The organism is Streptomyces sp. NPDC050806 (genome assembly GCF_055586425.1).
The window spans coordinates 197,149-224,041 of record NZ_JBVJIF010000004.1; the positions used below are offsets into that span (position 1 = coordinate 197,149).

At 73.8% G+C, this 26,893-nt stretch carries 24 protein-coding genes; 15 read left to right on the top strand and 9 right to left on the bottom strand.

Annotated elements, in window-relative coordinates:
* Nucleotides 1-9: 9 nt before the first annotated feature.
* Entirely contained in the window at nt 10-867 is an 858-nt protein-coding gene (gene aac(3) / locus ACZ6WH_RS13745) for an aminoglycoside 3-N-acetyltransferase (protein ID WP_469728274.1), read from the bottom strand.
* Nucleotides 868-1,033: 166 nt separating this feature from the next.
* On the opposite strand from aac(3), the gene ACZ6WH_RS13750 reads away from it, so the two are divergent.
* From ACZ6WH_RS13750 to ACZ6WH_RS13760, 3 genes are all read left to right on the top strand, one after another.
* Nucleotides 1,034-1,339 carry a hypothetical protein gene (locus ACZ6WH_RS13750; RefSeq protein WP_469728275.1) on the top strand — a complete coding sequence of 102 codons (306 nt, stop codon included), beginning with the start codon at nt 1,034-1,036 and terminating at the stop codon, nt 1,337-1,339.
* A 37-nt stretch (nt 1,340-1,376) separates the two neighbouring features.
* Nucleotides 1,377-2,636, top strand: a complete 1,260-nt coding sequence (locus tag ACZ6WH_RS13755) for a nucleotide sugar dehydrogenase (protein ID WP_469728277.1) — start codon at nt 1,377-1,379, stop codon at nt 2,634-2,636.
* 157 nt (nt 2,637-2,793) lie between these two features.
* Nucleotides 2,794-3,327, top strand: a complete 534-nt coding sequence (locus ACZ6WH_RS13760; RefSeq protein WP_469728278.1) for an EF-hand domain-containing protein — start codon at nt 2,794-2,796, stop codon at nt 3,325-3,327.
* Nucleotides 3,328-3,413: 86 nt separating this feature from the next.
* Here ACZ6WH_RS13760 and ACZ6WH_RS13765 read toward each other — a convergent pair whose 3' ends face one another.
* Genes ACZ6WH_RS13765 through ACZ6WH_RS13790 form a run of 6 tightly spaced genes read right to left on the bottom strand, consistent with a single transcriptional unit; the run spans nt 3,414 to nt 9,137 of the window.
* Nucleotides 3,414-3,842, bottom strand: coding sequence for a DUF6917 domain-containing protein (locus ACZ6WH_RS13765; protein WP_469728280.1), 429 nt, complete (start codon nt 3,840-3,842; stop codon nt 3,414-3,416).
* Nucleotides 3,839-4,774, bottom strand: coding sequence for a Gfo/Idh/MocA family protein (locus tag ACZ6WH_RS13770; RefSeq protein WP_469728282.1), 936 nt, complete (start codon nt 4,772-4,774; stop codon nt 3,839-3,841). The genes ACZ6WH_RS13765 and ACZ6WH_RS13770 overlap by 4 nt, the downstream gene beginning before the upstream one ends.
* Nucleotides 4,771-5,895: an Ldh family oxidoreductase gene (locus ACZ6WH_RS13775; protein WP_469728283.1), complete on the bottom strand. Its 1,125-nt coding sequence runs from the start codon at nt 5,893-5,895 to the stop codon at nt 4,771-4,773. Before ACZ6WH_RS13775 ends, ACZ6WH_RS13770 begins: the two co-directional genes overlap by 4 nt.
* On the bottom strand, nt 5,892-7,217 hold the full coding sequence (locus ACZ6WH_RS13780) for a M20/M25/M40 family metallo-hydrolase (protein WP_469728285.1): 1,326 nt from the start codon (nt 7,215-7,217) through the stop codon (nt 5,892-5,894). The genes ACZ6WH_RS13775 and ACZ6WH_RS13780 overlap by 4 nt, the downstream gene beginning before the upstream one ends.
* On the bottom strand, nt 7,214-8,113 hold the full coding sequence (locus ACZ6WH_RS13785) for a sugar phosphate isomerase/epimerase family protein (protein ID WP_469728286.1): 900 nt from the start codon (nt 8,111-8,113) through the stop codon (nt 7,214-7,216). Before ACZ6WH_RS13785 ends, ACZ6WH_RS13780 begins: the two co-directional genes overlap by 4 nt.
* Complete coding sequence (locus ACZ6WH_RS13790; RefSeq protein ID WP_469728287.1) at nt 8,103-9,137, bottom strand: Gfo/Idh/MocA family oxidoreductase; 1,035 nt, start codon at nt 9,135-9,137, stop codon at nt 8,103-8,105. Before ACZ6WH_RS13790 ends, ACZ6WH_RS13785 begins: the two co-directional genes overlap by 11 nt.
* A 331-nt stretch (nt 9,138-9,468) precedes the next feature.
* On the opposite strand from ACZ6WH_RS13790, the gene ACZ6WH_RS13795 reads away from it, so the two are divergent.
* The 8 genes from ACZ6WH_RS13795 to ACZ6WH_RS13830 are packed head-to-tail and all read left to right on the top strand — an operon-like array spanning nt 9,469 to nt 19,877.
* On the top strand, nt 9,469-10,557 hold the full coding sequence (locus ACZ6WH_RS13795) for a DegT/DnrJ/EryC1/StrS family aminotransferase (RefSeq protein ID WP_469728289.1): 1,089 nt from the start codon (nt 9,469-9,471) through the stop codon (nt 10,555-10,557).
* Complete coding sequence (locus tag ACZ6WH_RS13800; RefSeq protein WP_469728290.1) at nt 10,554-11,684, top strand: DegT/DnrJ/EryC1/StrS family aminotransferase; 1,131 nt, start codon at nt 10,554-10,556, stop codon at nt 11,682-11,684. The genes ACZ6WH_RS13795 and ACZ6WH_RS13800 overlap by 4 nt, the downstream gene beginning before the upstream one ends.
* A gap of 17 nt (nt 11,685-11,701) precedes the next feature.
* Nucleotides 11,702-12,682 (top strand): UbiA family prenyltransferase, encoded by a 981-nt coding sequence (locus ACZ6WH_RS13805; RefSeq protein ID WP_469728291.1) that lies wholly within the window; start codon nt 11,702-11,704, stop codon nt 12,680-12,682.
* On the top strand, nt 12,679-14,049 hold the full coding sequence (locus ACZ6WH_RS13810; RefSeq protein ID WP_469728293.1) for a protoporphyrinogen/coproporphyrinogen oxidase: 1,371 nt from the start codon (nt 12,679-12,681) through the stop codon (nt 14,047-14,049). Before ACZ6WH_RS13805 ends, ACZ6WH_RS13810 begins: the two co-directional genes overlap by 4 nt.
* Nucleotides 14,036-15,631, top strand: a complete 1,596-nt coding sequence (locus tag ACZ6WH_RS13815; protein ID WP_469728295.1) for an AMP-binding protein — start codon at nt 14,036-14,038, stop codon at nt 15,629-15,631. Before ACZ6WH_RS13810 ends, ACZ6WH_RS13815 begins: the two co-directional genes overlap by 14 nt.
* 30 nt (nt 15,632-15,661) lie before the next feature.
* Entirely contained in the window at nt 15,662-16,507 is an 846-nt protein-coding gene (locus ACZ6WH_RS13820) for a methyltransferase domain-containing protein (RefSeq protein ID WP_469728297.1), read from the top strand.
* Nucleotides 16,504-18,198: a CoA transferase gene (locus ACZ6WH_RS13825; RefSeq protein WP_469728299.1), complete on the top strand. Its 1,695-nt coding sequence runs from the start codon at nt 16,504-16,506 to the stop codon at nt 18,196-18,198. Before ACZ6WH_RS13820 ends, ACZ6WH_RS13825 begins: the two co-directional genes overlap by 4 nt.
* Nucleotides 18,195-19,877, top strand: a complete 1,683-nt coding sequence (locus ACZ6WH_RS13830; protein ID WP_469728301.1) for a class I adenylate-forming enzyme family protein — start codon at nt 18,195-18,197, stop codon at nt 19,875-19,877. The genes ACZ6WH_RS13825 and ACZ6WH_RS13830 overlap by 4 nt, the downstream gene beginning before the upstream one ends.
* A 10-nt stretch (nt 19,878-19,887) precedes the next feature.
* On the opposite strand, the gene ACZ6WH_RS13835 is transcribed toward ACZ6WH_RS13830, so the two are convergent.
* The gene (locus ACZ6WH_RS13835; RefSeq protein ID WP_432861753.1) at nt 19,888-20,601 is read right to left on the bottom strand and encodes a GntR family transcriptional regulator; all 714 of its coding nucleotides are present in this window, start codon (nt 20,599-20,601) and stop codon (nt 19,888-19,890) included.
* A gap of 194 nt (nt 20,602-20,795) precedes the next feature.
* Here ACZ6WH_RS13835 and manD point away from each other — a divergent pair, with 194 nt between their 5' ends.
* The 4 genes from manD to ACZ6WH_RS13855 all read left to right on the top strand — a co-directional run bounded on the left by manD (nt 20,796) and on the right by ACZ6WH_RS13855 (nt 25,979).
* Entirely contained in the window at nt 20,796-22,004 is a 1,209-nt protein-coding gene (gene manD / locus ACZ6WH_RS13840) for a D-mannonate dehydratase ManD (protein WP_469728302.1), read from the top strand.
* Nucleotides 22,005-22,009: 5 nt separating this feature from the next.
* Nucleotides 22,010-23,470, top strand: a complete 1,461-nt coding sequence (locus ACZ6WH_RS13845) for a mannitol dehydrogenase family protein (protein WP_469728303.1) — start codon at nt 22,010-22,012, stop codon at nt 23,468-23,470.
* Nucleotides 23,471-23,544: 74 nt separating this feature from the next.
* Nucleotides 23,545-24,939: an MFS transporter gene (locus tag ACZ6WH_RS13850; protein WP_469728304.1), complete on the top strand. Its 1,395-nt coding sequence runs from the start codon at nt 23,545-23,547 to the stop codon at nt 24,937-24,939.
* On the top strand, nt 24,936-25,979 hold the full coding sequence (locus ACZ6WH_RS13855; RefSeq protein WP_469728305.1) for an L-idonate 5-dehydrogenase: 1,044 nt from the start codon (nt 24,936-24,938) through the stop codon (nt 25,977-25,979). The genes ACZ6WH_RS13850 and ACZ6WH_RS13855 overlap by 4 nt, the downstream gene beginning before the upstream one ends.
* On the opposite strand, the gene ACZ6WH_RS13860 is transcribed toward ACZ6WH_RS13855, so the two are convergent.
* Entirely contained in the window at nt 25,942-26,892 is a 951-nt protein-coding gene (locus ACZ6WH_RS13860) for a hypothetical protein (RefSeq protein WP_469728306.1), read from the bottom strand. The genes ACZ6WH_RS13855 and ACZ6WH_RS13860 overlap by 38 nt on opposite strands.
* Nucleotide 26,893 lies beyond the last annotated feature (1 nt).

Consider the following 26,893-nt stretch of genomic DNA (forward strand, 5'->3'; position numbering starts at 1 on the left):
CCGCGGTCTTCAGGAGGCGGGCCCGCGCAGCTTCTCCTCGATCCAGGCGACGCCGAACTCCACGACGTCCCGGGCCTCGAAGAGGTGGCTCTCCGCCGCGCCGACCCGCCCGCTGCTGCCGAGGCCGGCGGCGAGCAGATCACGGACGATCACTTCGAACGGCCATGTCCCCTCGGGGACGACGGCCGAGTAGTCGAAGGCGCCGTCCTCCGAGTCGATGTCGTGGAAGCGTCGCCACACCCGCTCGCCGCCCACCACGACCGGCTGCTCGTACGTCACGAACCGCTTGCCCGGCGCGTCGGCGAGCGCCTCGGCGTGGTGCAGCAGTGTGAGGGAGTCCAGCGGCGCGCCCAGGAGGAGGACCCGGCCGCCGGTGTCGACCAGCCGTGCGAGCGGGCTGCCGGGGCCGTGCGGGCCGTCCCACGGGTGGTCGGCCATCAGCTCCTCGGCGGCGGCGCCCAGCGCGGCGAAGCTCGCGTCGGGGTGCCGGCTGCGGACGGCTCCGGGCAGGCGGCGCAGGGCCTCCGGGAGGCGGCCGTTGGCATGGTCCGCCTCGCTGATGAGCGGGTCGTAGGCGGGGTGTTCCGCGCGCAGCGCGTCCTGCCACGCCTGGGGCCAGCCGGTGAAGTCATAGGGCGGGGCGTCGTTCCAGCCGCAGGTGACCATCAACGTGCCGCCCTTGCCGACGACTTCGCCGAGCGCGCCGATGACGGTCTCGGGCCCGCCCGCCACGTATCCGAGGGCCGACAGTCGGGTGTGGAACATGACGGTGTCGCCCTCGGCGAGGCCGAGCGCCGTGAGGTCGCGGCGGAGACGGGCGCGGGTGACCGGGCCGTCGGAGCGTGCCAGCAGGGCCATTTCATCCATGGTCGCGAATATATCCATTCCCGGCGGCGCCGATCATACGATCGCCTCATGCGACCGGATCTCCGCATTGTCGCTGATTCGGGTGCACCTTGACGGGTGAATATTACGCCGGGCGGCCGAAGGGCAGCATTCGAGCAGCGATTGCTCTCCACGAAAGGAAAGGCATATGCGCCGAATCGGATCCGCTCTCCTCCTCCTCGCAGCCGCGGCTCTCACGACGGCCGCGACGACCGTCCCGGCGGCCGCGGCCGAGGGCGAGGTCATTGTGTTCGAAACCGAATTCCAGCCTCTCACGACGTACCAGAATCCGAGCGGCTGCACCAAACTGCCGATCGGCTCCCACGTGCTGGCGAATCGCACCGACGGCCCCGTCAAGGTGTACGCGGACCCGTTCTGCATGACCCCGAGCCTCACCGTGCAGCCGGGACACGGCTCGCATCTCGCCGCGGGCACGGGGAGCTTCTCCGCCTGATCCGGTAACGAGCCGTCACAGACAGGGGGGACATGTCATGACTGCCGATCTCACCGTGATCGGACTGGGGCACGTGGGGCTGCCGCTGGCACGGGCCGCGTGCGCCGCGGGGCTGACCACCGTGGGGTACGACGTCTCGGACGCCGTGGTGACGGGTCTCAACGGGGGGCGTTCGCACGTCGGCGGGGTCGCGGACGCGGCCGTCGCCGCCATGCGCGCGGCGGGCTTCCGCGCCACCTCGGATCCGAGGGCGCCGGGCCTGGCGGACACCGTGGTGATCTGCGTGCCCACCGGTCTGGGCGCCGGCGGCGCCCCGGATCTCTCCGCGGTGCGCGCGGCGGCCCGGACCGTGGCCCGCTGCCTGCGGCCCGGCATGCTCGTGGTGCTGGAGTCCACCAGCTATCCGGGCACCACGGAGGAAGTCGTCCGCCCGCTCCTGGAGAACGGCAGCGGGCTGCGGGCGGGCGCCGACTTCCATCTCGCCTACTCGCCCGAGCGCATCGATCCGGGCAACCGGCGGTACGGGCTCCACAACACCCCGAAGGTGGTCAGCGGCTGCACTCCCCTGTGCGCCAAGCACGCGGTCGCCTTCTACGGCCGCTTCGTGCGGACGCTGGTGGTCTCGCGGGGCACGCGGGAGGCCGAGATGGCCAAGCTGCTGGAGAACACCTACCGGTACATCAACATCGCGCTGGTCGACGAGGTGGCGCTGTACTGCGACCGGACGGGCATCGACGTCTGGGACGTACTGCACTGCGCCGGGACGAAGCCCTTCGGCTTCGCGTCCTTCCGGCCCGGGGCCGGGGTGGGCGGCCACTGCATACCGGTCGACCCGCGCTACCTCGCCGCCAGGGCCGAGGCCGAGGGCTTCTCCTTCCGGATGCTGGCCGCGGCCCACGAGGTGGTCTCGCGGATGCCGGCGCACGTCGTCGGCCGGGCCGTCGGGCTCCTCGACGAGCTGGGCAAGCCGCCGGAAGCGGCGTCCGTGGTGCTCCTCGGGGTGGCGTACAAGCCCGATGTGGCCGACGCCAGGGAGTCGCCGGCGGGACCGGTGGCACGCGGTCTTCGCGACCGGGGGGCGACGGTCCGCTACCACGATCCGTACGTCCCGGAATTCGCCGCCGACGGCGTGGCGCTGCGCCGCGTGGAATCCCTGCGTGACGCCCTGGCGGGCGCGGATCTGGCCATTCTCCTGCAGGACCACGCCTGTTACGACATGGCGTCGCTGGCCCGCGCGGAATGCGCCCTGCTCGACACCCGTGGAAAGGCCTCCGGGCCCCGGGTCACCCTGCTCTGAAGGGATTCTGCATTCCGCCGTCGGCGGAGTGTTCCAGCAATCCACGGAGCTTCATCAGAACTTGCCGGCTTTCGGGGAAGGAAGGCCGCGCGAGGCGGTGCCGGAAAACCTTTCCGGCATCGCGCATGTCCCGTACGACCGAGGAAAGGACACCGTAATGACTACTCCCGTGGCGAACGAGCGGCTCGAGAAGAGGTTCGACAAGTGGGACGCGGACGGCAATGGAATCCTCGAATGGGGTGACTTCGAACAGGAGGCGGCCAAGATCGCCCAGAACTTCGGGGCCGACGCCCGCTCCAAGGAGGCGAAGACGCTGCGGGAAGGCTTCCGCAACCTCTTCGACCACCTCACGCAGGCGGCCGGGGCGCCCGCGAACGGTCCGCTCACCAAGGACCAGTTCATGAGCGTCACGCAGAACCTGATCTTCGAGGGCGGCGAGGCCGACTTCAACCGCGCGCTCGGTCCGGTGGTCAAGGGGATCGTCGGTCTCTGCGACAAGAACTCCGACGGACAGATCAACGCGGGCGAGTTCGAGGCCTGGCTGACCGGCGTCGGCGTGAACGGCTCCGCCGCCCAGGAGGCGTTCGACAAGGTGGACTCCGACAACGACGGTGAGCTGTCCGTCGACGAACTGCTCGCCGCGGTACGCGAGTACCACTTCGGCCGGCTGAACGTCGAGCTGCTCGGCTGACGCGGCACACCACCCCGGAACGGGTGCGGCCGGTGGTCCCGGAAGGGGCCACCGGCCGTGGTGTGTGCGCGGGCCGCGGGGTCCGGTCAGGGCGCGGCGGGCCGTACCTGGGTGAAGGCGACCGGCAGTTCCGGGCACAGCTCCAGGTCGCCGCCGGTGACGAGCCGGCCGCCGGCGATGAGGATGTTGTAGTGGTTCGGGAAGTGGCAGGCGTCGAAGCCGATCACGGTGCCGATGCGCAGACCGTCGATCCACACGTCGTCGCCGCGGTCGATCACCCCGGCGCAGGCCAGCTCCACGAAGCCGAGGAAGCCGACCCGGTCGATGCGGGCGCCCGGACCGGTGTCCCGCTGGTCGGTGGTGACCAGTTCGTGCACCTCGCCGCGGCGTACACAGCGGCTGGCGTGCGGTTCGAGCGTCATGCCACGGTCCGTACGGCGGTGCAGCAGCACCTTCACGAGGTCGCCCCGCACGGAGCGCTTCGCGCCGTTCTCCTCCGGCGTCCGACCGGTCACTGTCGTCCCCCCTCTGCCTTTACGGCCTGTTCGGTGCGGTAGACGGCCGCCACCAGCTCCAGCGCGGCGAGGCCGTCGTCGGCCCCGGTGTCCGCCGGCGGTCCTGCCGCGGCGAAGCCGTCGAGGATGCCCTCGTACTCGTGCCACAGCGACGCCTTGAAGCCCGTATGCCCGGCCAGCATGTCGGTGCGGTGCACGGTGCCGTCCGCCAGCCGCACCTCGATGTCCTTGGTCTCGCCGGGGTACGACCAGTCCAGCTCCACCGTGGCGGTGGCCCCGCCGACGGCCCGCAGCGCGATGACCGCCTGCCGGTCCGTGCCCCGGGCATCGCGGGTGACCTCAGCGCCTTCGACCTCGACGTCGCCGAGGAGGAGCCGTACGAGGTCGAAGGCGTTGGGACCGTTGTCCGCGACACACCCGCCACCGCAGCGCCGGGGGTCGAGGTACCAGGTGTCGCCCGCGATGTGCTGCTCGATGCGTTCGAGGTAGCGGACGCGGACCGATGCCACGGGTGCGCGCGCCGCGGCCAGGTCGCGCCGCAGCAGCCGTACGCCGTCGTTGTAGCGGCGGTGGAACGCGGTGAAGAGCGGGGTCGCCCGGGACCTGGCGAGCGCGGCCAGCTCCCGCCCCTCCGCCGCGTGCAGGGCGAGTGGTTTCTCGACGCAGACCGGGAGGCCGGCGCGCAGCGCGTCCGCGCAGATCCCGGCGTGCGCGTGGTTCGGTACGGCGACGACCACGGCGTCCAGGCCCGGCTCCGCCAGCAGCGCGCGGTGCTCGGTGTGGCAGGCCACGCGGCCGCGGTGCGGGGCCAGGGCCTCCTGCCGCGCGTCGCACACGGCCGCCAGGGTCCAGCCGGGCAGCCGGTCGATCGCGGCGAGGTAGTACCGGGAGATCGCGCCGAGCCCGATCACGGCGATGCGGCGGGGCGTCATCGCACCCCTCCGTCCACGGGGTCGAGGACGCCGAGGGCCGTGAGCTCCTCGTAAAGGTGGGCCGGGAGGGGGATGCCCTCGCGGCGGCGCTTCCGTGCCCGCTCCGCCTCCCACCAGCCCGGATAGCGCACGGGTCGGTCCTCGTGGACGGGCGGGCAGGCCAGCAGCGTGCCGAACAGCCCGCGGGCCGCGCCGGCGAAGTCGCCGTCCGGCCGCAGCTTCTCGGGTGCGACGGCGAGTGCGAGGAAGCCGATGTCGTCGTCGCTGCCGTGCGGCCTGCCGTCGCCCTGGAGCGCCTCGGGGGACGGCCCGACGGCGGCGCCCGGCACCAGCGCGGCCAGCAGTTCGACCGCCAGGCCGAGCCCGAATCCCTTGTAGGCGCCGGTCTCCGGGGCGCCGCCGAGCCAGCGCAGGTACGCCTCGCCGCGGTCGAACGCGCCCGGGTCCGTACGCGGCTCCCCCGCCTCGTCCGCCAGCCACCCCTCGGGAACGGACTCGCCGCGGCGGGCCGCGGTGCGGATCCGGCCGGTGGGCACGACCGTGGTGCTCATGTCGAGGACGAAGGGGCGGCCGGTGAGGGCGGGTGCGGCGACGCTGAGCGGGTTGGTGCCGAGCATGGCGAGCCTGCCGTCCGGCGGGCGGGCGATGCGCTGCCCGCCGCAGTTGCCCGCGAGCACACCGATCATGCCTTGGTCGGCGGCGCGCGCGGTGTGGAAGCCGGCGCAGCCGAAATGGGTGGCGTTGCGTACCGACACCAGGCCGATGCCGTACAGCCCGGCCCGTTCCACCGCGAGATCCATCGCCTCGGCGGCGGCCCACAGCCCGAGCGCGCGGCGGGAGTCGAGGACGACGCAGGCTCCGAGGTCGGTGAGCGTCGCCGGGTCGGCCAGCGGATCGGCCCGGCCGCTGTCCAGGAGGGGGAGGTAGAGGCGGCCGAGGTTGAAGACGCCGTGCGAGTCGAGCCCGGTGAGGTCTCCGTAGCAGAGCGCGGTGGCGGCCGTGCGGGCGCGCCGGTGCGGGATGCCGTACGAGGCGAAGCGGCCGGTGACGGCGGCACGCAGGGCGTTGTGGTCGACCGGTACCGGCTGCTGCGGTGCCCGGTGCTGTCGGGGCAGGGTCATACGGGGCTCCCTTGGTGTGCCGCGGGGCGGTCCGTCGGCCGGGCCGTGTGCCGGGCGAACGCCGTGAGCACCGCGGACACCGTGGCGGCGAAGTCCTCCAGCTCGGCGAGGTCGGCGAACTCCCCTTGCGCGTGCGCGTGGTTGGTGTCGAGGGAGCCGGGGCCGAGGACCGCGGTGAAGGTGCCGGGGCGGTCCGCCATCCAGAGGGCGTCGCAGGTGAAGGCCGGTTCGTCGGCGGGCCATCGGGGCACGCCCGCGTCCGCGAGGACGGCCTCGGTCCACGGGTCGGCATCGGCCAGGCACGGCAGCCCGCGTTTGTCCCAGTCGAGCCGGGTGATCCGGGCAGCGTCGGCGGCCGTGCGGGCGAACTCCCGGGTGCGGCCGAAGCGTTCGGCGAACGCCAGTAGGCCGGTCCGGAGCGCCTCGCCCACCGCGTGCTCCAGTGCTGCGCCGTCCGCGGTGCGCGCGTACGAGAGGTTGAGGAGCAGGCACCCGCTGCCGTGGACGCGGTTGTGCCGGTCGCCGGTGTGCAGCCCCGCGACGCATACCCGGCCGTCGGGCAGCGCGCCGTCGAGCGTCGCTGCCAGGTGCTGGGCCAGGAAGCCGAGGAGGACCGTGGCGTTGTGCCCGGCGTCCGGACGGTCGTCGATCGCGTCCTGACCCTCGACGGTGATCCGCGCGGTCATGGCGGCCGTGGCCCTCGGGAGGTACCGCAGCCCGGTCGGTTCGCAGAAGAGGTTGAGGCGTCCGTGGTATCCGGCCTCGATCAGCGGCCTGGTTCCGTACGTGCCCAGTGCGCCGCCCTCCTCCCCGGCGACCGCCTGCACGAGGACGGCGGTGTCCCGGCCGAGCGAGGCGTCCGCCGCTGCCGCCGCCCGCAATCCGGCGAGCAGGGCCACCGCGGGGCCCTTGGCGTCCACGGCGCCCCGCCCGGTGAAGCGGCGCCCGTCGAAGGCCACCGGTTCCTGCCCGGCGACCGTGTCGAGGTGGACGTTGCACATCACGGTCGCCGCCGGGGGCAGTGCGGGCCCCAGGCGCAGGACGAGGCTGGGCTGGGCGTCGAGGAAGCCGGGGTCGGCAGCGGCGGCCCTGCGTACGGCGGCGGGCACGTCCGGGCGGTCCAGGCAGCCGGCGGGCGGCGGGGCGTGGTGCACGACCCGCATGCCGAACTCCCCGGCGGCCCGCGCGTAGGCGCGCTGTGCGTCCCACAGCCGCGCGTGCGCGTCCTCGGGGCCGGCTTCCAGGGGGCCGGCGGTCGGGGTCCGCAGCAGGCGCAGGAGCAGGTCGTGGTCGGCGGGTCCGAGCAGGGGGCGGCCGCTCATCGGCGGGCTCCTTCCGGGACGGCGGCCGGCCTCGCGTACGGAGCCAGCCGGGCCAGCACCCGTTCCAGGCGCCGCCCGGCCTCGACGAAGGGGTCCTGGGTGCCGTCCCGTGCGTCGGGCGACTCGTGCGGACGGAAGGCGAGGTGCGGTTCGAGGGAGAAGGCGCCGGTGTAGCCGGTCTCCAGGAGCAGCCGCAGGGAGTCGGCGACGCGGGCGCGGCCGTCGCCGGGCAGGGTGTAGGCCACCGTGCCGTCCGGCGCCCGTACGGCGTCCTTGACGTGGACGTGGGCGACGTGCGCCAGCACCTTCTCCAGCGTGCCGAAGGCGTCGTAGCCGTGCGGGATGCCGTTGCCGGTGTCGAAGAGGAGGCGCAGCGCGGGGCTGTCGACCTCGCGCACCAGGCGCAGCATGCGGTCGGCGCGGTCGCCGGCCCAGCCCGCGCAGTTCTCGTGCAGGAGGGTGAGGCCGGCCTGTTCGGCCCGGTCGGCGAGGCGGCCGACGCGGTCGATGGCGCGGGCTGCCCATTCGGGCTCGGCGAGGCCGTCGTTGGGGTACGACATGATCCGGACGTGCCGGCAGTCCAGGGCGGCGCAGCGCTCGGCCAGTGTGTCCAGTTCGGCGAGGTCGTCGGCGAAGGGGCCGGTGACCGGGCGGGCCCAGTTGCCGATCCGGGAGGCGAAGCAGACCACGTCGAGACCGGCGTCCCGGACGCGTGCGACGACGTCGCGGAACGTTCCGTCATCGAGGTCGGCCACGGCCGTGCCGTCGACGGAGCGCAGTTCCAGCGCGCCCCAGCCCAGCCGGCCGAGCGCGGCGAGCTGCCCGTCGAGGCCGGGGGCCGCCTCGTCACCGATGCCGGCCAGCCGGCTCCGGGGGAAGGGGGGTTCACCGCACATACTGCTCCTCGGTTGTCGGGGCGTCCGGGGTCTCCCCCGCGGTCGTGCGTTCGGCGGCCCGGCAGTGGTCCTTCGCGGCGCACAGCAGGCGGACCACGTCGTAGGGCACGGCGGAGTGGTTCCGCCGGCCCGCCGCGAAGTCCTGGTAGGTGCGGCGCATGAAGGCCGTGAGCGCGTCGTCGCGGAAGACGCGCGGGCCGTGCGGGTCGTCGGGGAGGACGAGCTGGGCGTGGTCGTCGTGCTCGCTGAGGGGGTAGTGACCGGTCACCGATCCCCGCTCGAACCGCAGCGTGACGCTGCGCTGCTGTACGGGCGAGGCGAGGTCGGAGGTGATCTCGGTCCGGATGCCGGAGTGGTGCCGGAGGGTGAGCCGGGCGCTGCCCATGTGCGGGCGTACGCCGTCGTCGCAGCGGAGATCGCTCCAGTGCGCGTCGACGAGTTCGGCCGGTCCGGCCAGGTCGAGGGCGACGCCGAGGGAGTGCGGGATCTCGACGTCGAAGGCGGTCGGGTGGCCCTCGCGGGTGAAGGTCCGCACGAAGCGCGGTTTGTGCTGGGCGAAGGCGATGTGACGCAGGGCGCCGAAGGGGCGCTCGTGGACGATCCGGCGCAGCCGGCCGGTCAGGCCGGATGCCAGCCAGTGGCTCACGACGACCAGGTCGAGGTCGTAGTGGCGGCGGAGCCGGACGATGTCGTCGAGGGCCGCACGGTCGGCTGCCAGGGGCTTCTCGACCAGGAACCTGCGGAAGCCGAGCGCGGCGAGTTCGGTGAGGACGGGCGTGCGCGACGCCGGTGGCGTGCAGACGTGGACGACGGTGAGCCGCGGGGTGACGAGCCGGACGGCTTCGGCGAGCGAGTGGGTGACCGTCACTCCCGGCAGACCGCGACCGGCCTCCGGTCGGGAGTCGCAGGCCACCAACGGGCCGACGGTCAACGGGGCTTCGGGTAAGGAGGCCAGGCGGGCGAGAGCCTTCACGTGGAGTCCGGCTCCGGAACGGCCCAGCCCGATCACGAGGGGCTGCAGCATCTTCCTCCAAAAGCGGTGCGCGGCGTGCGCGCCGTTCATCGGACAAGCGAATGCTCCGTGCCGCCGTTTGGTGAGTCAAGAAATATGAAGAGGGCTTACCGCAAAGTGTGAATATGACAGAGGAAGAGTGTCGGATGCAGCGAACCGGGGAGTCTCACCCTGCGGGAAACCGCCGAATGCGTCCCAGGGGGTGGTCGAGGTATCTCTCGGCATGGATCGCCGCGGTACGACCGATGAGAGCGCGGCGTCCTCTCAAGTTCATTGTCATACAGTCCCATTCTTCTCGCAGGCGGCGACATTCGCCCGGCTGTGGCCCTTGATCGAGCGCCGAGTGAACGAAGTCTTCGCCAACGGAAAATTCTCGCACGGCCGTCAGGTGGCGGAACTGGAAAAGGCGTTGTGCGAGTTCACCGGAGCGCGTTATGCGATCGGAGTGAACAGCGGGACGGATGCGCTGGTACTGCTGCTGCGTGCCTGCGGAATCCGCCCCGGTGACGGCGTACTGGTGCCGGCGTACTCCTTCGCGGCCACCGCCACGTCCGTGGTACTGGCGGGCGGGCGGCCGCAGTTCGTCGACATCGACCCGGTGACGTACGCCATGGACCCCGCGGCGCTGGCCGCCGCCGCCACCCCCGCCAGCCGCTTCGTGATGCCGGCGCACCTCTTCCATCAGATGGCCGACATGCCCGCGCTGGCCACCGTCGCCGCACGTCACGGGCTGGTGCTGGTGGAGGACAGCGCCGAGGCGATCGGCATGCGGCAGCGCGGGGTGCACGCCGGCCTGCACGGCTCGGGCGGGGTGCTGTCGTTCTTCCCGAGCAAGACGCTCGGGGCGCTCGGCGACGCCGGGGCCGTGCTCACCGACGACCCCGGGACGGCGGAACTGGTCTCCGGGCTGCGCCACCACGGCCGGCTCGGCCGCACCCTGGACGACTTCCCCGCGATCTCCACCCGGAGCGCGCTGCCCGGGGTGAACAGCAAGATGGACGACATCCAGGCGGCCGTACTGCTGGCCAAGCTGACCCGGCTGGACTCCGACATCCGCCGCCGCGGCGAACTGGCCGCGCTTTACCGGGAGCGGCTCACCGGAATTCCCGGCGTCCGGCGGCTGCCCGAAGTCGTCGACCGCGGCCCCGGCTCCTCGCACGTCTTCTATGTTTATCTGATCGAGGCCGAGCGCCGGGACGAACTGGTATCGCACCTCACCCGGCACGGCATCGGCACCGAGGTCTATTACCCGACACCACTGCACCTCCAGCCCTGCTTCGCCGAAACCGGCCATTCCCCGGGCGACTTCCCGAATGCGGAGGCCGCGAGCCGGCACGCGGTGGCGCTGCCTTTCCACCCGGACCTTTCCGAGCGGCAGCTCGACCGGGTCTGCGAGGCGATCGGCGCCTTCTACCGAGGGAGGCCGCTATGACCACCCCGGCCCGCATTCCGTTCTTCCCGCCGGACCTCTTCGAGGACGACCGTACGGTCCTGCTCGACCTCCTGCTGGAGCTCGGCATGTCACCGCAGCAGCGCTTCATCCTGGGGGAACACACCCAGCGGTTCGAGCGGCTGCTCCAGGACTCCCTCGGTGCGGCGGACGTGGTCGCGTGCGGCAGCGGGACCTCGGCGCTGGACCTGGCGCTCACCGCGGTGGGCGTGGCCCCCGGCGACGAGGTGGTGGTGCCGGCCTTCGGCTGCGCCCCGCTCGCCGCGTCCGTCGTCCAGCTCGGCGCCACCCCGGTCTTCGCCGACATCGATCCCCGCACGATGGTCGCCGACCCCGTGGAGGTGGAGCGCCGGATCACCGCGTGCACCAAGGCGGTCATGCCGGCGCACGTCTTCTCCGTCATGGCCGACATGCGGGCCTTCGTCGAGCTGGCGCAGCGGCACGGGGTACGGCTGATCGAGGACTCCGCCGTCGCGCAGGGCGCGGTGCTCGACGGTACGCCCGCCGGACTGTGGGGCGAGGCCGGAGTGTTCTCGTTCGTGCAGGTGAAGTCCTTCGGGATGCCCGGCGAGGGCGGCGTGGTGGTGACCAGGGACGCCGGCATCGGGCAGCGGGTACGGATGCTGCGCAACCACGGGCAGGACGGCAGCCGCCGGTTCCTGCACCACGTCATCGGGCGGAACAGCAGGTTCGACGAGATCCAGGCGGCCTTCCAGGTGCACCGCTTCGGCGGGCTGCCGCGGCGGCTGGAGCGGCGCGCCGCCATCGCCGCGTACTACACCGAGCGGTTCGCGCCGCTCGCCGAGCGCGGGATCGTCCCGCCGCCCGCCGGCCGGGACGGCCGCTGCTACTACGTCTACACGGTGCTCGCGGACCGCCGGCAGGCGCTGGCGGACCACCTGCGCGAGCGTGGCGTCGACTGCCACGCGTACTACCCCCTGCCGCTGCCGCTGCAGCCGGCGTTCGCGGTGTTCGCCGCGCCCGGGGACCGCTGGCCGCACGCCGAGCGGGCCGGCCGGCGCGCACTGTCACTGCCCGTGCACCACCGGCTGACGGACGCCGACGTCGAGCACGTCGCCGACGCCGTGTGCGAGTTCGCGGGCAACTGAGCGGAAGGAGCAAACCGATGGCCTCTCACGACCTCCGATCCGGCCTGCGGACGGCCGGTACGAGCCGGCCGGAGCACCGGTTGCGCAGCTACGCCCGGCTGGGCAAACTCGACGTCTTCGACTACTACTTGAGCATCCTGGTGGTGCTCGCCGCCGTGCTGCCGCCGCTCGTGCGGTCCGGCCCGGCCACCGCCACGATGCTCTTACTGTTCCTGCTCGGCCAGGTCTGCGTGATCATGGCGATGGTCGCCCTGGACGATGTGACCGGCTTCCGGGACGGCAGCGACACCGCCAACTACGGCCCGGACAACCCCCTCCGCAACAAGCTCCGCAAGCCCCTGGTGGCCGGCACCCTGACGGAGCGTCAGGCGATGGCGTTCGCCCGGTGGACGGCGCTGGCCGGCGCGGTCCTGTGGGCGGCCGCCGTGGCCGTCGCCCCGCACCGGCCGCTGTGGGCGGCGGTGCTGACCGCGGCCCTGTTCGTGGTCTCCCTCCAGTACTCCTACGGCCTCAAGCTCAGCTACCACGGCTTCCAGGAGGCGTTCCTCGTCTGGCTGGGCCTGGTGCTGGTGGTGGCGCCGTACGGCTTCGCCGTGGGCCGCTTCTCGTGGTTCCTCCTCGTCCAGGGCGTGCTGTTCGGGTTCGGGCCGCTGATGTTCGGGGTGTACTCCAACACCAACGACGTCGAGGGCGACCGTGCCGTCGGCAGGCCCACCGTGGCAGCGCTGGTGTCGGAGCGCGGCAACGCGGTCTTCATCGGCTGCCTGTCGGCCGCCGAGTTCCTGCTCGGCGCGGTCGCCTCGGCGGTGGGACTCGCGCCGTGGTGGTTCGTGCTCCTGATGCTCCCGGCGACGGCGCTGCGCACCAAGCAGTTCCTCACCGGGTTCGTCCTCGGCGACATCATGCGGGCCCGGAGGACCGGGTTCGCCGTGCACCGGGTGAGCGTCGCGCTCCTGGTGGCCGCGAACCTCCTCGTCGCCGCGGGGGCCACCGCATGAGGCCGGACCTGGACGTGGCCGTGATCGGCGCCGGGATCGCGGGCCTCGCCACCGCGCACGAACTGCGGCGGGCCGGGCTGACGGTGCGGGTGTACGAGGAGCGGCGGCACGTCGGCGGCCGGATGCACAGCTTCCGGCACGACGGCTACACCGTCGACGAGGGCGCCGAGCAGATCTCCCGGCAGGGCTACCGCGCCACCTGGGAGCTGATCGAGCGGCTGGGTCTGTCGCGCGAGGAGGTGGCGCCGCTCGGCGGCCGGCTCGCGGTGTGGCGCGGCGGGAAGGCCCGGCCGGGCCTGGCGGAGCGGTCCGCGGTGATCACCGGTGCCGGGCTCGGCCCGCGCGCCCGCATCGACCTGGCCCGCCTCCTCGGCCGGCTCGCGCGCCACGGCGAGGAGTTCGACACCGACCACCCCGAGCGGACCCCGCTGGGCAGGATCACCCTCCAGGAGCTGGCCGGCCGCTACCACCCCGACCTGCACGACTACCTCCTCCAGCCGGTCGCCGGCTGCTTCTTCGGCTGGGACACCGCGCGCTCCGCCGCGGCCCCGCTGCTGAGCCTGCTGCGGGAGGTGGGCCCGCCCGCAGCCTGGCGTACGTACGCGGACGGCATGGACCGGCTCGCCCGCGGGCTCGCCGCCGACCTCGACGTGGTGACCGGCAGCGAGGTGCACGAGGTCGTCGCCGACCGGGACTCGGCCGGTGTGCGCATCGGCGGCGAGGTCGTCACGGCACGCGCCGCGGTGCTGTGCGTGCCGGCGCCCGTCGCGGCCCGGCTGCACGCCAACCCGGCCCCGGAGGTGGCCGCCTACCTCACCGCGTGCACCTTCACGCCGACGCTGAAGGTGAGCTGCCTGCTGGACCGGCCGCTCGGCCCGGTGGCGGGCCGGCCGTCCTACCTCCTCCTCACCCCGGACGCGGAGGACAGCGCGCTCTCCGGCATCATCGCCGACCACGTCAAGCACCCGGCACGGGCACCGGCGGGCAAGGGGCTGCTGACGCTCCTGGCGGACGCCCGCACCGTCCCCGAGCTGCTCACGGCGCCGCACCGGGAGGTCGTCGCACGCCTGACCACGGCGGCCAGGAGATACGTACCGGGCCTGGAGCACGCCCGGATGCGCACCTTCGTGCACGCGTTCCGGCACGGCCTGCCGGAGGCCACGCCCGCGGCGCTGAACCGCCGTGCGCGCTTCATGGCCCGCGCCACCGGTCCCGTGGAGTACGCGGGCGACTGGGTGATGCTGCGGCCGTCCTCCGAGGGCGCGGTGCGGGCCGCGGCGCTCGCCGCCTCGCGGGTCATCGGCCGGCTGCGCGGCCCCCGCCCGAACGACGCGACCGACCGGAGGACGACGCATGAAGCCGCATGACATGGGGGTCCTGTTCGACGAGTGCGCCGAGCGGGGCCACGACACGGTGATCCGGCTGGACCGGCCCTTCGACATCGCGCCGGAGACCGGTACGGCGCACTCCGTCGCCGGGCTGGCCGCACTGGTCCAGGACATGGCGGGCCGGCTGGCCGCCGCCGGGGCCCGGCCCGGGGACCGGATCGCGATCGTCAAGGACAACCACTGGGACTACGACCTGCTGGCCTGCGCCGCGGTACGCATCGGCGCCCTGCCCGCCCAGCTCTCCGGGCAGCTCCCGCCGGACGCCCTGCGGCTCCTCCTCGAACGGCTGCGTCCCGCCCTGCTCGTGACCTCCTCCGGCCTGCTCGAACGCTGCCGCACCGAGGGCACCGACCTGCTGCCGGCCGCGGGCGTCTGCGTCGTGCTGGACGGCGAGTCACCGGGCGCCCTCGCCCTCGAAACGCTGCAGGGGCACCCCGTGCCGGCCCCGCGTCGCCGGCACGACGACGAGCCCCTGGTCATCAACCACACCTCCGGCACGACCGGCGTGCCCAAGCTGGTGGTCCACTCGACCCGCACGATCATCGGCAAGCTCGCCCGTTTCGAGACCGTGCGCTACCCGAAGATCGGCGTACGGCGCGCCGACTCCCTCCTCAACGCGAGCGCGTTCGCCCACGGCCGGACGTTCTGCTGGACCGCGAGCGTGCTCTGCCTGGCGCCGCGCCGGATCACCATCGTCACGGGCCAGGACCCGGACGCCGTCGACCCGTTGCTGCGGGAGGCGCCGCCGACGATCGTCGAGGCGCTCCCCGCCACGTTCGTCCGCTTCCGGCCGCTCACCGCGCGCCTGGACAACCCCTTCCGCAACGTCCGGCTCTGCGTCAGCACGTACGACGCGGTGCATCCGCCCACCATCCGCGCGTACTTGCGCGCGAGCAGCCACCGCGCGCCGCTGTGGATGCAGGGCTGGGGCCAGACCGAGACCGGCCCGCTGACCTTCCGCTTCCACACCCGCCGCTCCGTGGCGGACGGCGCCGCCGGCAGTGCCGGCACCCGCAACCTCGGCCGTCCGGTCCCGTTCAAGACCCGGCTGCGTGTGGTCGACGCCGACACGCTCGCCCCGCTGCCCCGCGGCCGGGAGGGCCTGGTGCTGGTCAGGACCTCGGCGCGCGGCCTCGCGTACGTCGGTGAGGACGGCCGGTGGGAGGCGAAGCAGCACGGCGGCTGGTGGAACACCGGCGACCTCGGCGTCCGGCACCGGAACGGCAGTGTCCGGCTGCTCGACCGCGAGGTCGACCGCGCGCACCGGCTCAGCTGTCTGGCCACGGAGGACGTCGTGGAGGACCGGCTGCCGGAGGTCCTGGAGTGCGTGCTGCTCGCCACCCCGGGCGAGCCGCCGCTGCCCGTCGTGGTCACCGCGGACGGCACGCTGAACCCCGCCCGCTGGGAGGAGGCGGTGGCCGACCTCCCGGCGCTGCGCCCGCCCACCGCACTGACCTGGGACGAGGTCCCGCGCACGGGCACGGGCAAGGTACGCCGCGGCGCCCTGCGGTCCCGGCTCACCGGCCGTACGGACACCTGCGGTTCCGGCCGGTGGACCTGAACGGCCCCGGCAGGGAGGAGGAGCGAACCCATGTACCGCAGAGAGGCGGGGAGCACCCTGCGCCAGTCCCTGGACACCGTGCCCGGTTACGTCTTCGACAACGACAGCGCGCACAGCCGGGAGCAGCACCGCTGCCTGGCCGCCGCGTACGACCCGGTGACCCTGGAGCGGCTGGCCGCGACGGGCGTCGGGGACGGCTGGCGGTGCCTGGAGGTCGGTTCGGGCGGCGGCAGCGTGGCCCGCTGGCTGGCCGGCCGGGTCGCCCCGGCCGGCGAGGTGCTGGCCACCGACGTCAAGCCGCACCACATCCCCGAGACGCCGCGCCTGACCGTGGCAGCGCACGACGTGGTCACCGACCCGCTGCCGGAAGCGGCCTTCGACCTCGTCGTGGCCCGCCTCGTCCTCCAGCACCTCCCGGAGCGCCTGGCCGTGCTCGACAAGCTGGTACGCGCGCTCAAGCCGGGCGGCCTGCTGCAGATCGACGAGTTCGACACCTCCTACGAACCGCCCCTGCTCGCCCCGGACGCCCGCGCGGCGGAGCTGTACTCCGCCTTCCTGCGGGCCAAGGCGGCGGCGATGCGGGCCGGCGGCGGCGACCCGCACTGGGGGCGCCGGGTACCGGCCGCCATGCGGGCCGCCGGGCTCGTCGACATCGATCCGCTGCCCTTCATCGAGCTCCGGCACGCCCGGTCGGCGGGGCTCCGGCTCCAGCTGCACCACACCTACCACCTGCGCGACAAACTGCTCGCCGAGGGCATGACCGAGAGGGAGCTGGAAGAGGTCAGGGCCCTGATGCGGGACCCGTCCTTCCGCGCGGCGTCCAGCATCCTGTACTCGACGCAGGGGCGCCGTCCCCTGCCGGGAGCCGGCTCATGACCCGACCGGCGCCGCACGCCGGGACCGCGGTCGCGGGGCGCGTCGCGGCCCGCGCCCTGGACCTCGCGGACGCGCCCCGGGCCGGCCGCCCCCCGTACGAGATCGACTGGGCGGGACCGGTCGGCCTGCCGCTGTCGGAGGAACGCGCCGTGCAGGCGGCCTGCGGCATCATGCACGTCCACGGCCGCGCGGGCGGCCGCCCTGCGCCGCTGGCCGTCGACTACGCCTCGGCCGTGGCCGGTGTGCTGGCGGCGCAGGGCGCCCTGGCCGTCCTGATCGCGCGTTCCCGGGGGCTCGCACTGGACGGGGTCCGTACCTCGGTCGCCCAGGCCGCGCTGCTGTCCGTCGCGCAGTACCTCGCCGCCGCGACCGCCGACGACGGCCCGCCCGAGCCCTTCGCGCCGGGCGACTGCTCGTGGACCACGTTGGACGGGGTGCTCTTCGAGTTCGAGACCCTGGACCCGCACCGCTGGCAGGCGTTCTGGCGGCTGCTCGGCGCTCCCCCGGCCGACGTCAGCCGCGGCTGGCTCCCCTTCCAGCAGCGCTTCGCCACCGCCACCTGTCCCCTGCCCCTCGGCCTGCACGAGGCGGTGGCGCGCGTACCGTTCCGGACCGTACGGCACGCCGCCGTGCAGGTGGGCGTCAGCGTGCTGACCGTCCGGGAGGACCCATTCCCCCCGATGGGCATCCGGCCGTGGACCCGGACGCCGTTCCCGGAGCGGGCGGCCGGCCGGCCCCGCCCGGCGCGGGAGCGGCCGCTCGACGGCCTGCGCGTCGTGGAGTCGACGCGGCGGGTGCAGGGCCCGCTCGCCGGGCACGTACTGCGGCTGCTGGGCGCGCAGGTGATGCGCGTCGAACCGCCGGGCGGCGACCCGATGCGCGGCATCCCGCCGATGGCGGGCACCTGCTCGGCACGGTTCAGCGCGCTCAACGCGGACAAGACCGTGGCGGAGATCGACATCACGACCGACGCCGGCCGGCGCGAGGTCCACGACCTGGTCGCCCGGGCCGATGTCTTCCTGCACAACTGGGCGCCGGGCAAGGCGGCCCAGCTCCGGCTGGACGCCGACGACCTGCGCCGCACCCGCCCCGGCCTGGTGTACGCCTGGGCCTCGGGGTGGGGTGACGCGTTCGGGTCCGGGCCGCCGGTCGGCACCGACTATCTGGTGCAGGCCCGCAGCGGTCTGGCGGCGGCGCTCCGCCCCGCGGAGGAGATGCCCGTCCCCTCCTTGATGACGCTCACCGACGTGCTGGGCGGACTGGTGTCGGCACAGGGGGTGCTCGCGGCGCTGCTGACCCGCGTCCGGACCGGTTACGGCGGGCGCGTGGACTCCTCGCTGCTGTCCGCCGCCGCGGTGATCCCGCGCCGCCGGCGCCGGGTCGAATGGACGCCGCTGGACCACCCGTTGCGTACCGCGGACGGCTACCTCGCGCTGGGCCCCGGCGCCCGCGCCCGGCCGGAGCTGGTCGCCCGGCTCACCGGGCCCGGCGCGTCGGCGGACCTCGCCACGACGCTGCTCCGCTTCCGGCTGCGGCCGACGGGCTACTGGTCGCCGCTACTGCACGAGGCGGGCCTGACGGCGACGCCGGTCTGCACCGACCTGCGGGACCTGCCCCGCGCCCCGGCCTTCCACCGGGCCCTCGCCAGCGCCGAGCACGTGTTCCCGCGCACCCCCTGGGAGTTCACATGACCACCGCGGAAGCCCCGGCGACGGTGTGGACCTCGCGGGACGGGATCGCCGTCCGCGACCTGGTGCCTGCGCGGTACCGCCGCGCGTGGGCCGCCGAAGACCACTGCCCGGACCGGGATCTCTACACCCTCTTCGCCGGGCACGCGCGCCGGCACCCCGGCCGGGAGGCGGTCATCGACTCGGCGGGCGTGCTGGACTACGCCGCGCTGGCCGCCCGCGTCCGGTGCGCGGCAGCCGCGTTCACCGCCGCCGGCCTGGGCGAACGGGACATCGTCGCGATCCGGCTGCCCAACGGGCGTGACGCGGTGGTGGCCGAGCTGGCGGTGGCCGCGATCGGCGCGGTGTCCCTGCCGTACCCGCCGGGCCGCGGCACCCGCGACACGCTGAGCCTGCTCGGCCGCGCCCGCGCCCGCGGCGCCGTCCTCTCCTCCCCCGCCGATCTCGCCCTGCGGGACCAACTGCCTTTTCTGCGAGCGGTGTTCACCACCGGTGCCACCGGGGACGCCACCCCCGGTGTCCCCGGTGTCCGGCCGTTCCCCTCCCCCGGCGACGAGCGGCACAGCACACCGCCCCCCGGCTTTCGCCCGGCCTCCCCCGACCCCGGGTCCCCCGCCCGCATCCTGGTCTCCTCCGGCTCCGAGGCCGAGCCGAAGATGGTCGCCTACTCGCACAACGCGCTGGCCGGCGGCCGGGCCGCGTACGTGCGCGCCCTGCACACCGGCGGCACGCCGCCCCGCCACCTCGTCCTCGTCCCGCTCGCCTCGTCGTTCGGCTCCTGCGGGACGCCCGTCACGGTCGCCGCGCTCGGCGGCACCCTCCTCGTACAGGACTCCTTCGACCCGGCCGGCGCCCTCCGCATGATCAGCGAGCACCGCCCGACGCACGTCCTCGGCGTGCCGACCATGCTCCGCCGCCTCGCCGACCGGCCACCGGTCCCCGGCGAGGACCTCACCGGCCTGCGGGCGCTCGTCGCCAGCGGCGCCGCCCTCCCGCCGGCCACCGCCGACGCCTGCCGCCGGCGCTTCGGCCGCCCGGTCATCGCCGTGTACGGCTCCTCCGACGGCGTCAACTGCCACACCGCGGCGACCGGCCTCACGCCGGAGACCGGCACCGGCCGCCCCGACCCGGCGGTCGCGGAGATCCGCATCACCGCCGAGGACGGCACCGTCCTCGGCCCGGGACGGCCGGGCGAGATCCTCGCCAGGGGCCCGATGACCCCGCTGTGCTACGTCGCGAGCCCGGACCTCGACGCGCGCTACCGCACCGCGACGGGCTGGGTGCGCACCGGCGACCGCGGGCTGCTGGACGCCGAGGGACGGCTGCACGTGCTCGGCCGGCTCCGGCAGGTCGTCGTGCGCGGCGGCTGGAACATCAGCCCCGCCGAGGTGGAGCGGGAGGTGGCGGCCCATCCCGCCGTCGCCGAGGTCGCCTGCGTCGCCGTACCCGATCCCGAGCTGGGCGAGCGGCTGTGCGCCTGCGTACGCGGGACACCCGGCGCGCCCGCGATCGCACTGCCCGCCCTCACCGCCTTCCTGGAGGCCCGCGGCCTGGAGCGCCGCAAACTCCCCGAACTCCTGCTCCGCGTCGAAGAGATGCCCCTGGGCCCGACCGGCAAGATCTGCCGCCGCACCCTGGCCTCCCGCGCCGCCGGGCTGCCGCTCCCCGCGCGCCGCCGCTGAGGCCGGTCCGTCACTCCCAGACGACGACGTTGCGGCGTACGGGGACGGAGCCGGTGTCCGCCGCGAAGAGTTCCGGGGAGCGGGCCCGGACGCGTTCGACGTCGTCGAAGACGGCCCGGAGGTGGGCGCGCATGGCGGAGCGGACCAGTGCGGCGTCGCCCGCGAGCACCGCGTCGAAGATCTCGACGTGCTGGGCGGCGAACCCGTCCGGCGAGGCGGTCTCGTAGAGGCCGAGCCGGCGCGCCCGGTCCAGGTGGCCCTTGGCCGAGACGACGGTGGCCCAGGCGCTGCCGTGGCCGCTCAGCCGCAGCAGGGCGTGGTGGAAGGCCTCGTCCAGCTCGAAGAACTCCTCCAGGCCCAGGCCCGGCCGCCGCTGCTCCGCGAGATTGCGGCGCAGCTCCTCGACCAGCTCGGGGTCGAGCTCGGCCGGGAGGTCGTCCAGGGCCGCCAGCTCCACGGCCTCCCGCAGGAACTGCGCGTCGGCCACCCTGGCCGGGTCGACGCGGGAGACGAAGGACCCGACCTGGGGAAAGATCTGCACCAGGCCCTCCTGGGCCAGCAGGATCAGGCTCTCCCTGACCGGGGTCCGGCTCACCCCGAGGGACGCCCCGAGCTCGTTCTCGGACAGCGCGGCGCCCGGCGGGAGCTCAAGGGTCAGCACCTTGCGGCGCAGCGTCTCGTAGACGGCGCGGCGACTGGTTCGCTGCCGGTTCGATCGGGCCATGCGCTCATCGTATCGGGGCTCGCCGCTCTCGCCGTCCCGCAGGTCGATCGATGTTTCCAAAGTATTGCGCACCTGTACGACCAATGCTTGTATACCAGTGCTGGTCGACCAGTCGCCCCGGGCGACGTGTGCCGTACGCGCGGATCGGCGCAGGCCACCGGCCGCGATGCGGATTCCGAAGGAGCAAGATTTCTGTGAGCAAGATCGAGCGTGCCGAGGTCTTCGTCGCCTCACCGGGGCGGACTTTCGTCACCCTGCGCATCACCACGTCGGACGGCGTGACCGGCCTGGGCGACGCCACGCTGAACGGCCGCGAGCTGGCCGTGGCCGGCTACCTCCAGGACCACCTCGTCCCCCTGCTGATCGGCAGGGACCCGGCCCGCATCGAGGACATCTGGCAGTACCTCTACCGGGGCGCGTACTGGCGCCGCGGCCCGGTGACCATGACCGCGATCGCCGCCGTCGACACCGCCCTGTGGGACATCAAGGGCAAGGTCGCCGGCCTGCCGGTCTACCAGCTGCTCGGCGGCCGCTCGCGCGACGGCGTCATGGTCTACGGGCACGCCAGCGGCGCGGACACCCCGGCCCTCCTCGACGACGTCGACCGCTTCCTCGACCTCGGCTACCGGGCCGTACGCGCCCAGGCCGCCGTCCCGGACGTCGGCGGCACCTACGGGGTGCGCAAGGGCAAGGTCTACGAGCCGGCCGCGAGCGCGCTGCCCGAGGAGCAGCCCTGGGACACCGAGGCGTACCTGCGGTTCGCGCCCACCTACCTGGAAGCGGTCCGCGAGCGCTTCGGCTTCGGCTTCCACCTGCTGCACGACGTCCACCACCGGCTCACCCCGATCGAGGCGGCCCGCTTCGGCAAGCAGATCGAGGACTGCCGGCTGTTCTGGATGGAGGACCCGACGCCGGTCGAGAACCAGGAGGCGTTCCGGCTGATCCGGCAGCACACCACGACGCCGCTGGCCGTGGGCGAGGTGCTGAACTCGATCTGGGACGTCCAGCACCTGATCACCGAGCAGCTGATCGACTACGTCCGCACCAGCGTCGTGCACGCGGGCGGCATCACGCATCTGCGCCGCATCTTCGACCTGGCCGCGCTGTACCAGGTCAGGACCGGCTCGCACGGCGCGACCGACCTCTCGCCCGTCACCCTCGCGGCGGCCGTCCACCTCGACACCGCGGTCCCGAACTTCGGCATCCAGGAGTACATGGAGCATGCCGACGAGACCGGCGAGGTCTTCCGCAGCGGGGTGACGTTCGCCGACGGCATGCTGCACGTGTCCGAGGAGCCCGGCCTCGGCGTCGAGTACGACGAGAAGGCCGCCGAGCGCTTCCCGTACCAGGCCCGCTACCTGCCCGTCGCGCGCCGCCTCGACGGCTCCGTGCACGACTGGTGACCGCCATGACCTCCCCCGTACTGAACCTGGCCGCCCTGCCCCGCGTCCCGGAGCACCTGCGGCCGCCCGTCGACCCGCGCGAACTACGGCCCCGCATCGTCCACTTCGGGCTCGGCGCCTTCCACCGGGCGCACCAGGCCCGCTACACGGAGAACGCCGCGTACCGCTCCGGGGATCCCTGGGGCATCGTCGCCGTCGCCCCGCGTTCGGCCGGTACCGCGGCGGAACTGCGGGCCCAGGACTGCCTCTACTCGCTGACCGAGCTGCGGCCCTCGGACACCGTCACCCGGGTGTCCGGGGCGATCGTCGAGGCACTGGGCATGCGGCCCGGCGCCGAACGGCTCGACGCGCTGCTCGCCGCGCCCGACGTCTCCGTGCTGACCCTGACCATCACCGAGAAGGGCTACCACCGGCGCGCGGGCACCGGCGCGCTGGACACCGCGGCGCCCGCGGTCGCCGCCGACCTCGCGGCGGCGGACACCGCGGCGCTCACCACCGTCGTCGGCCGGATCGCCGCCGGCCTCGCCGCGCGGATGCGCGCCGGCGGGGCCCCCGTCACCGTCGTGTCCTGCGACAACATGGCGGCCAACGGCGCCGCGCTCGGCCGGGTGGTGCGCGACTTCGTCGCGGCGGCGCCGTGGCCGGACCGGCAGGCCGTACTGGACTGGATGGCCGCCTCGGTCGCGTTCCCCTCGACGATCGTGGACCGCATCGTGCCCGCGACCACCGAGGCGGACCGGCGGGCGGCGCGGGCCGCGCTCGGGGTGCACGACGCGCTGCCGGTCGTCGGCGAGCCGTACCGCCAGTGGGTGCTGGAGGACTCCTTCGCCGGCCCGCGGCCCCCGTGGGAGCTGGACGGCGCCCTGTTCGTGCCCGATGTCGTGCCCTACCAGCTCACCAAGTTGCGGCTGCTCAACGGCTGCCACTCGGCGCTGGCCCACCTGGGCGCGGCGGCAGGCAGTACGACCGTCGCCGACGCCATGGCGACCGGCTGGGGCGAACGGCTCGTCCGGTCCCTGTGCGCCGAGATCGCCCCGACGCTGCCCGCCGGCGGCCCCGACCCGGCCGCGTACGCCGAGGACCTGGTCCAGCGGTTCGGCAACCCCGGCATCCGGCACCTGCTGCGGCAGATCGGCTCCGACGGGTCCCTGAAGATCCCGGAACGGTGGCTCGACGCCCTGCGGACGCTGCGGGCCGCCTCCGCCGCCACGCCGGTGCTCGAACTCGCCCTCGCCGCCTGGGCCAATGCCACCCGCCCCGCCGACGACGGCGGCCAGCTGTTCGGCACGACCGACCCTGCCGCCCCTGCCCTCGGCCGCTGCTGGCACGAAGGCACGGACCCCGAGGACACGGTCCGCCGGCTGCTCCACACGCTCGGCGCCGCGGACCTGGCCGCGGACCCCGGCCTGGTCACCGCCGTCGCCACCCGGCTCCCGGCGCTGCGCGCCGGCCGCGTGGAGATCTGACCCGCCACCAGGACAGCCCCCCGAAAGCCCCGTACCGCCCGCTCCCGCACGGCCAGAGAACAACGGAGTTCCTCATGACGGACACGACGCAGACGGAGCCGAACAGCCCCGCGCGGAGAACCACCCGCGACCTCACCAGGGCAGCCGTATCCGGCTGGCTCGGTACCGCCATGGAGTTCATGGACTTCCAGCTGTACTCGCTGGCGGCCGCCATCGTCTTCAACAAGATCTTCTTCCCCGACGTCAGCCCCGCCATCGGCCTGATCGCCGCCATGGCCACCTACGGCGTCGGCTACGTCGCACGGCTCGCCGGTGCGCTGTACTTCGGCCGGATGGGCGACCGCATCGGCCGCAAGAAGGTCCTCTTCCTCACCATCCTGCTGATGGGCGCGTCGACCACGCTGATCGGCGTGCTCCCCACGTACGGCATGATCGGTATCTTCGCGCCGATCCTCCTGGTGGCGCTGCGGCTCGTCCAGGGCTTCGGGGCCGGGGCCGAGATCGCCGGGGCGACGGTCATGCTCGCCGAGTACGCGCCCACCAAGCGCCGCGGACTGGTCTCGTCCCTGGTCTCCCTCGGCACCAACTCCGGCACCCTGGCCGCGTCCGGCCTGTGGGCGGTGCTGCTGGCCGTGCTCAGCGAGGAGCAGCTGGTCTCCTGGGGCTGGCGGCTGCCGTTCCTGCTGAGCTTCGCGCTCATGCTCTTCGCCGTCTGGCTGCGCCGGAACCTCAAGGAGAGCCCGGTCTTCGAGGAGCGGGCCGACGTCGTGGACGGCGTGGCGATGTCCCGTGCCGAGGTCGCCACCGCCGTCGCCCACGACACCGTCGAGGAGCAGCAGAGCGTCCTCGAAGCCGGCCTCCGCCAGCGCAAGGGCAAGGCGTTCTTCCTCTCCTTGGGGCTGCGCTTCGGCCAGGCCGGCAACTCGGGCCTCGTCCAGACCTTCCTCGTCGGCTACATCGCCACCACGCTGGGCGCCGACCGGTCCGTGCCGACCGACGCCATCGTCTGGGGCTCGCTGCTGGGCTTCGCCACCGTGCCGCTGATCGGCCTGCTCGGCGACCGGTTCGGCCGCCGCCCGCTCTACATCGCGCTCACGGTGCTCACCATCGTGCTGGCGTTCCCGGTGATGCTGCTGATCGCCTCCGGCAGCACGGCGGGCGTCATGGCCGGCATGATCATCGGGCTCAACGTCGGCGTCCTGGGCCTCTTCTCGCTGGAGAGCGTGACCATGGCCGAACTGTTCGGCGCCCGGACCCGCTTCACCCAGCTCGCGCTGGCCAAGGAGATCGGCGGCATCCTCGCCACCGCCATCGGCCCCGTCGTCGCGGCCACCCTCACCGCCGTCACCGGCAGCTGGTGGCCCGTCGCGGCGATGCTGATCGTCTACTCGCTCATCACCCTCGTCTCGATCGTCCTCGCCCCCGAAACGCGCGGGCGTGACCTGGTGCGTCTGGAGGACGCCGTATGAAGTCTGTTGTCGTGCACGGTCCCGGTGACCTCCGGATCGACGAGCGTCCGGACCCCGTACCGGGCCCCGGCGAGGTGCTGCTCGCCATGGAGTGGGGCGGCATCTGCGGCTCCGACATCGGCTACTGGAAGCACGGCGGGACCGGTACGGCCGTGCTCAAGGATCCGCTGGTGCTCGGCCACGAGGTCGCCGGCCGGATCGCCGCCCTCGGCGACGGCGTGACCGGCCTGGCGGAGGGCCGGGCGGTCACCGTCCACCCGGCCACGCCGGTCGGCGACGAGCCGCTGCCCGACCGGCTCGCCGGCCGCACCAACCTGCACCCGCGCGTCCGCTACTTCGGTTCGGCCGCCTTCCATCCGCACACCGACGGCGGGTTCAGCGAGTACCGGGTGGTCCGCGCGGCGCAGGTCCGGCCGCTGCCGGAGAACGTGAGCACCGAACACGGCGCGCTCGCCGAGCCGTTGGCCGTCGCCCTGCACGCCGTGCACCGGGCCGGGGACGTCCGCGGGAAGACCGTACTGGTCAACGGGGCCGGGCCGATCGGCTCCCTGGTGGTGGCCGCGGCGAAGCACCGCGGTGCCGGCACGGTGATCGCCGCGGACCTCTCCGCCTCCTCCCTCGCGGTGGCGCGGGCCATGGGCGCTGACGAGACGGTCGACCTCGGACAGGGGGTTGCGCTCCCCGAGGACGTGGAGCTGGTCTTCGAGGCGTCCGGTGCCCCGGCCGCGCTGGGCCCTGTTCTCCGGGCGACCGCACGCGGCGGCACGCTCGTCCAGGTCGGCAACCTCCCCGGCGCGGCGGCCCCGGCGGCCCTCGGCGACCTCGTCACCCGCGAGATCACCTGGGTCGGCTCGTACCGCTTCGCCGAGGAGATCGACGACGCGCTCGAAGCCATGCGGCAGGGCCTCGACGTGTCGCCCGTCATCAGCCACCGCTTCGGCCTGGCGGAGGCGGACCGGGCGCTGGCCGTCGCCGCCGACCGTACGAGCGGCAGCAGCAAGGTCATGCTCCGTCTGGACCTGCGGACTCCGGGCCGGTGAACGCCCCGGAGTCCGGGGAGGCCCGCGGGCCGGGCAGCCGGGCTGCCGAGCGGGGCATGGCGTAGATGAGGGCGAGCACGGTCGGGACGGGCATGATCAGCACGACCCCGACCGTGCAGGCGGCCACCGCCTCGGGAACCGGGTTCCAGGCGCTGACCGGCGTACTCGTGGTGACGCCGATCGCCGCCGTGCCCAGGACCGCGTAGGAGACCGCGCAGGTGAAGGCGATGGGCAGTTCATTGCGCGGCGGCGCCGCCGGCTCCCCGGCCCGCCGCGTCCGTCTCCGCTGCCGCCGCCACACCGTCACGATCATCGCGGCGCCGACCAGCAGGACGTACAGGGGCGACACCCATGACGCCCACCCCGGCGGCTGCCGGCCGCCGAACACCACGTTGACGTAGTCGTGGGCGGCCGTGGAGAGCAGCAGCACGGTCAGCGTCGTGATGCCGTAGACGGATCTGCGGAGCAGCCGCTCCAGGGTGCGCATGGCCTCCTGGTGCCCGTCGGCCGGGGCCGTGCCGTCGTCCGGCTCCTCGCCGCTCTGCACCTCGACGTACGAGGCGAGCAGCCACGACATGCCGCTGATGACGGCGACGGCACCGACGACCAGCATGCCGCTGGCGATGAGGGACTCGGTCCACACCCGGCCGCACGCCTGCTCCGCGACGTCTCCGGTGAGCAGCGAGAAGGCGTAGCTGTCGAGGGCCAGGACGATGAATCCGGCGATGAATAATCGGAGGGTGGCGGTCCGGAGCGGGCTCATTCTGCGTTCGGTGAGGATCATGACGAATCCCGCGAACACGAAGCCTGCCAGGACGCCCGCGAGCTGCGAGTTGGCGGGCGCCGACGCGACGGCGCTCCAGCCCGTTCCCAAACAGGCGCCGTCCGGCACGCCCGCCTCCGGCGGAGCCACC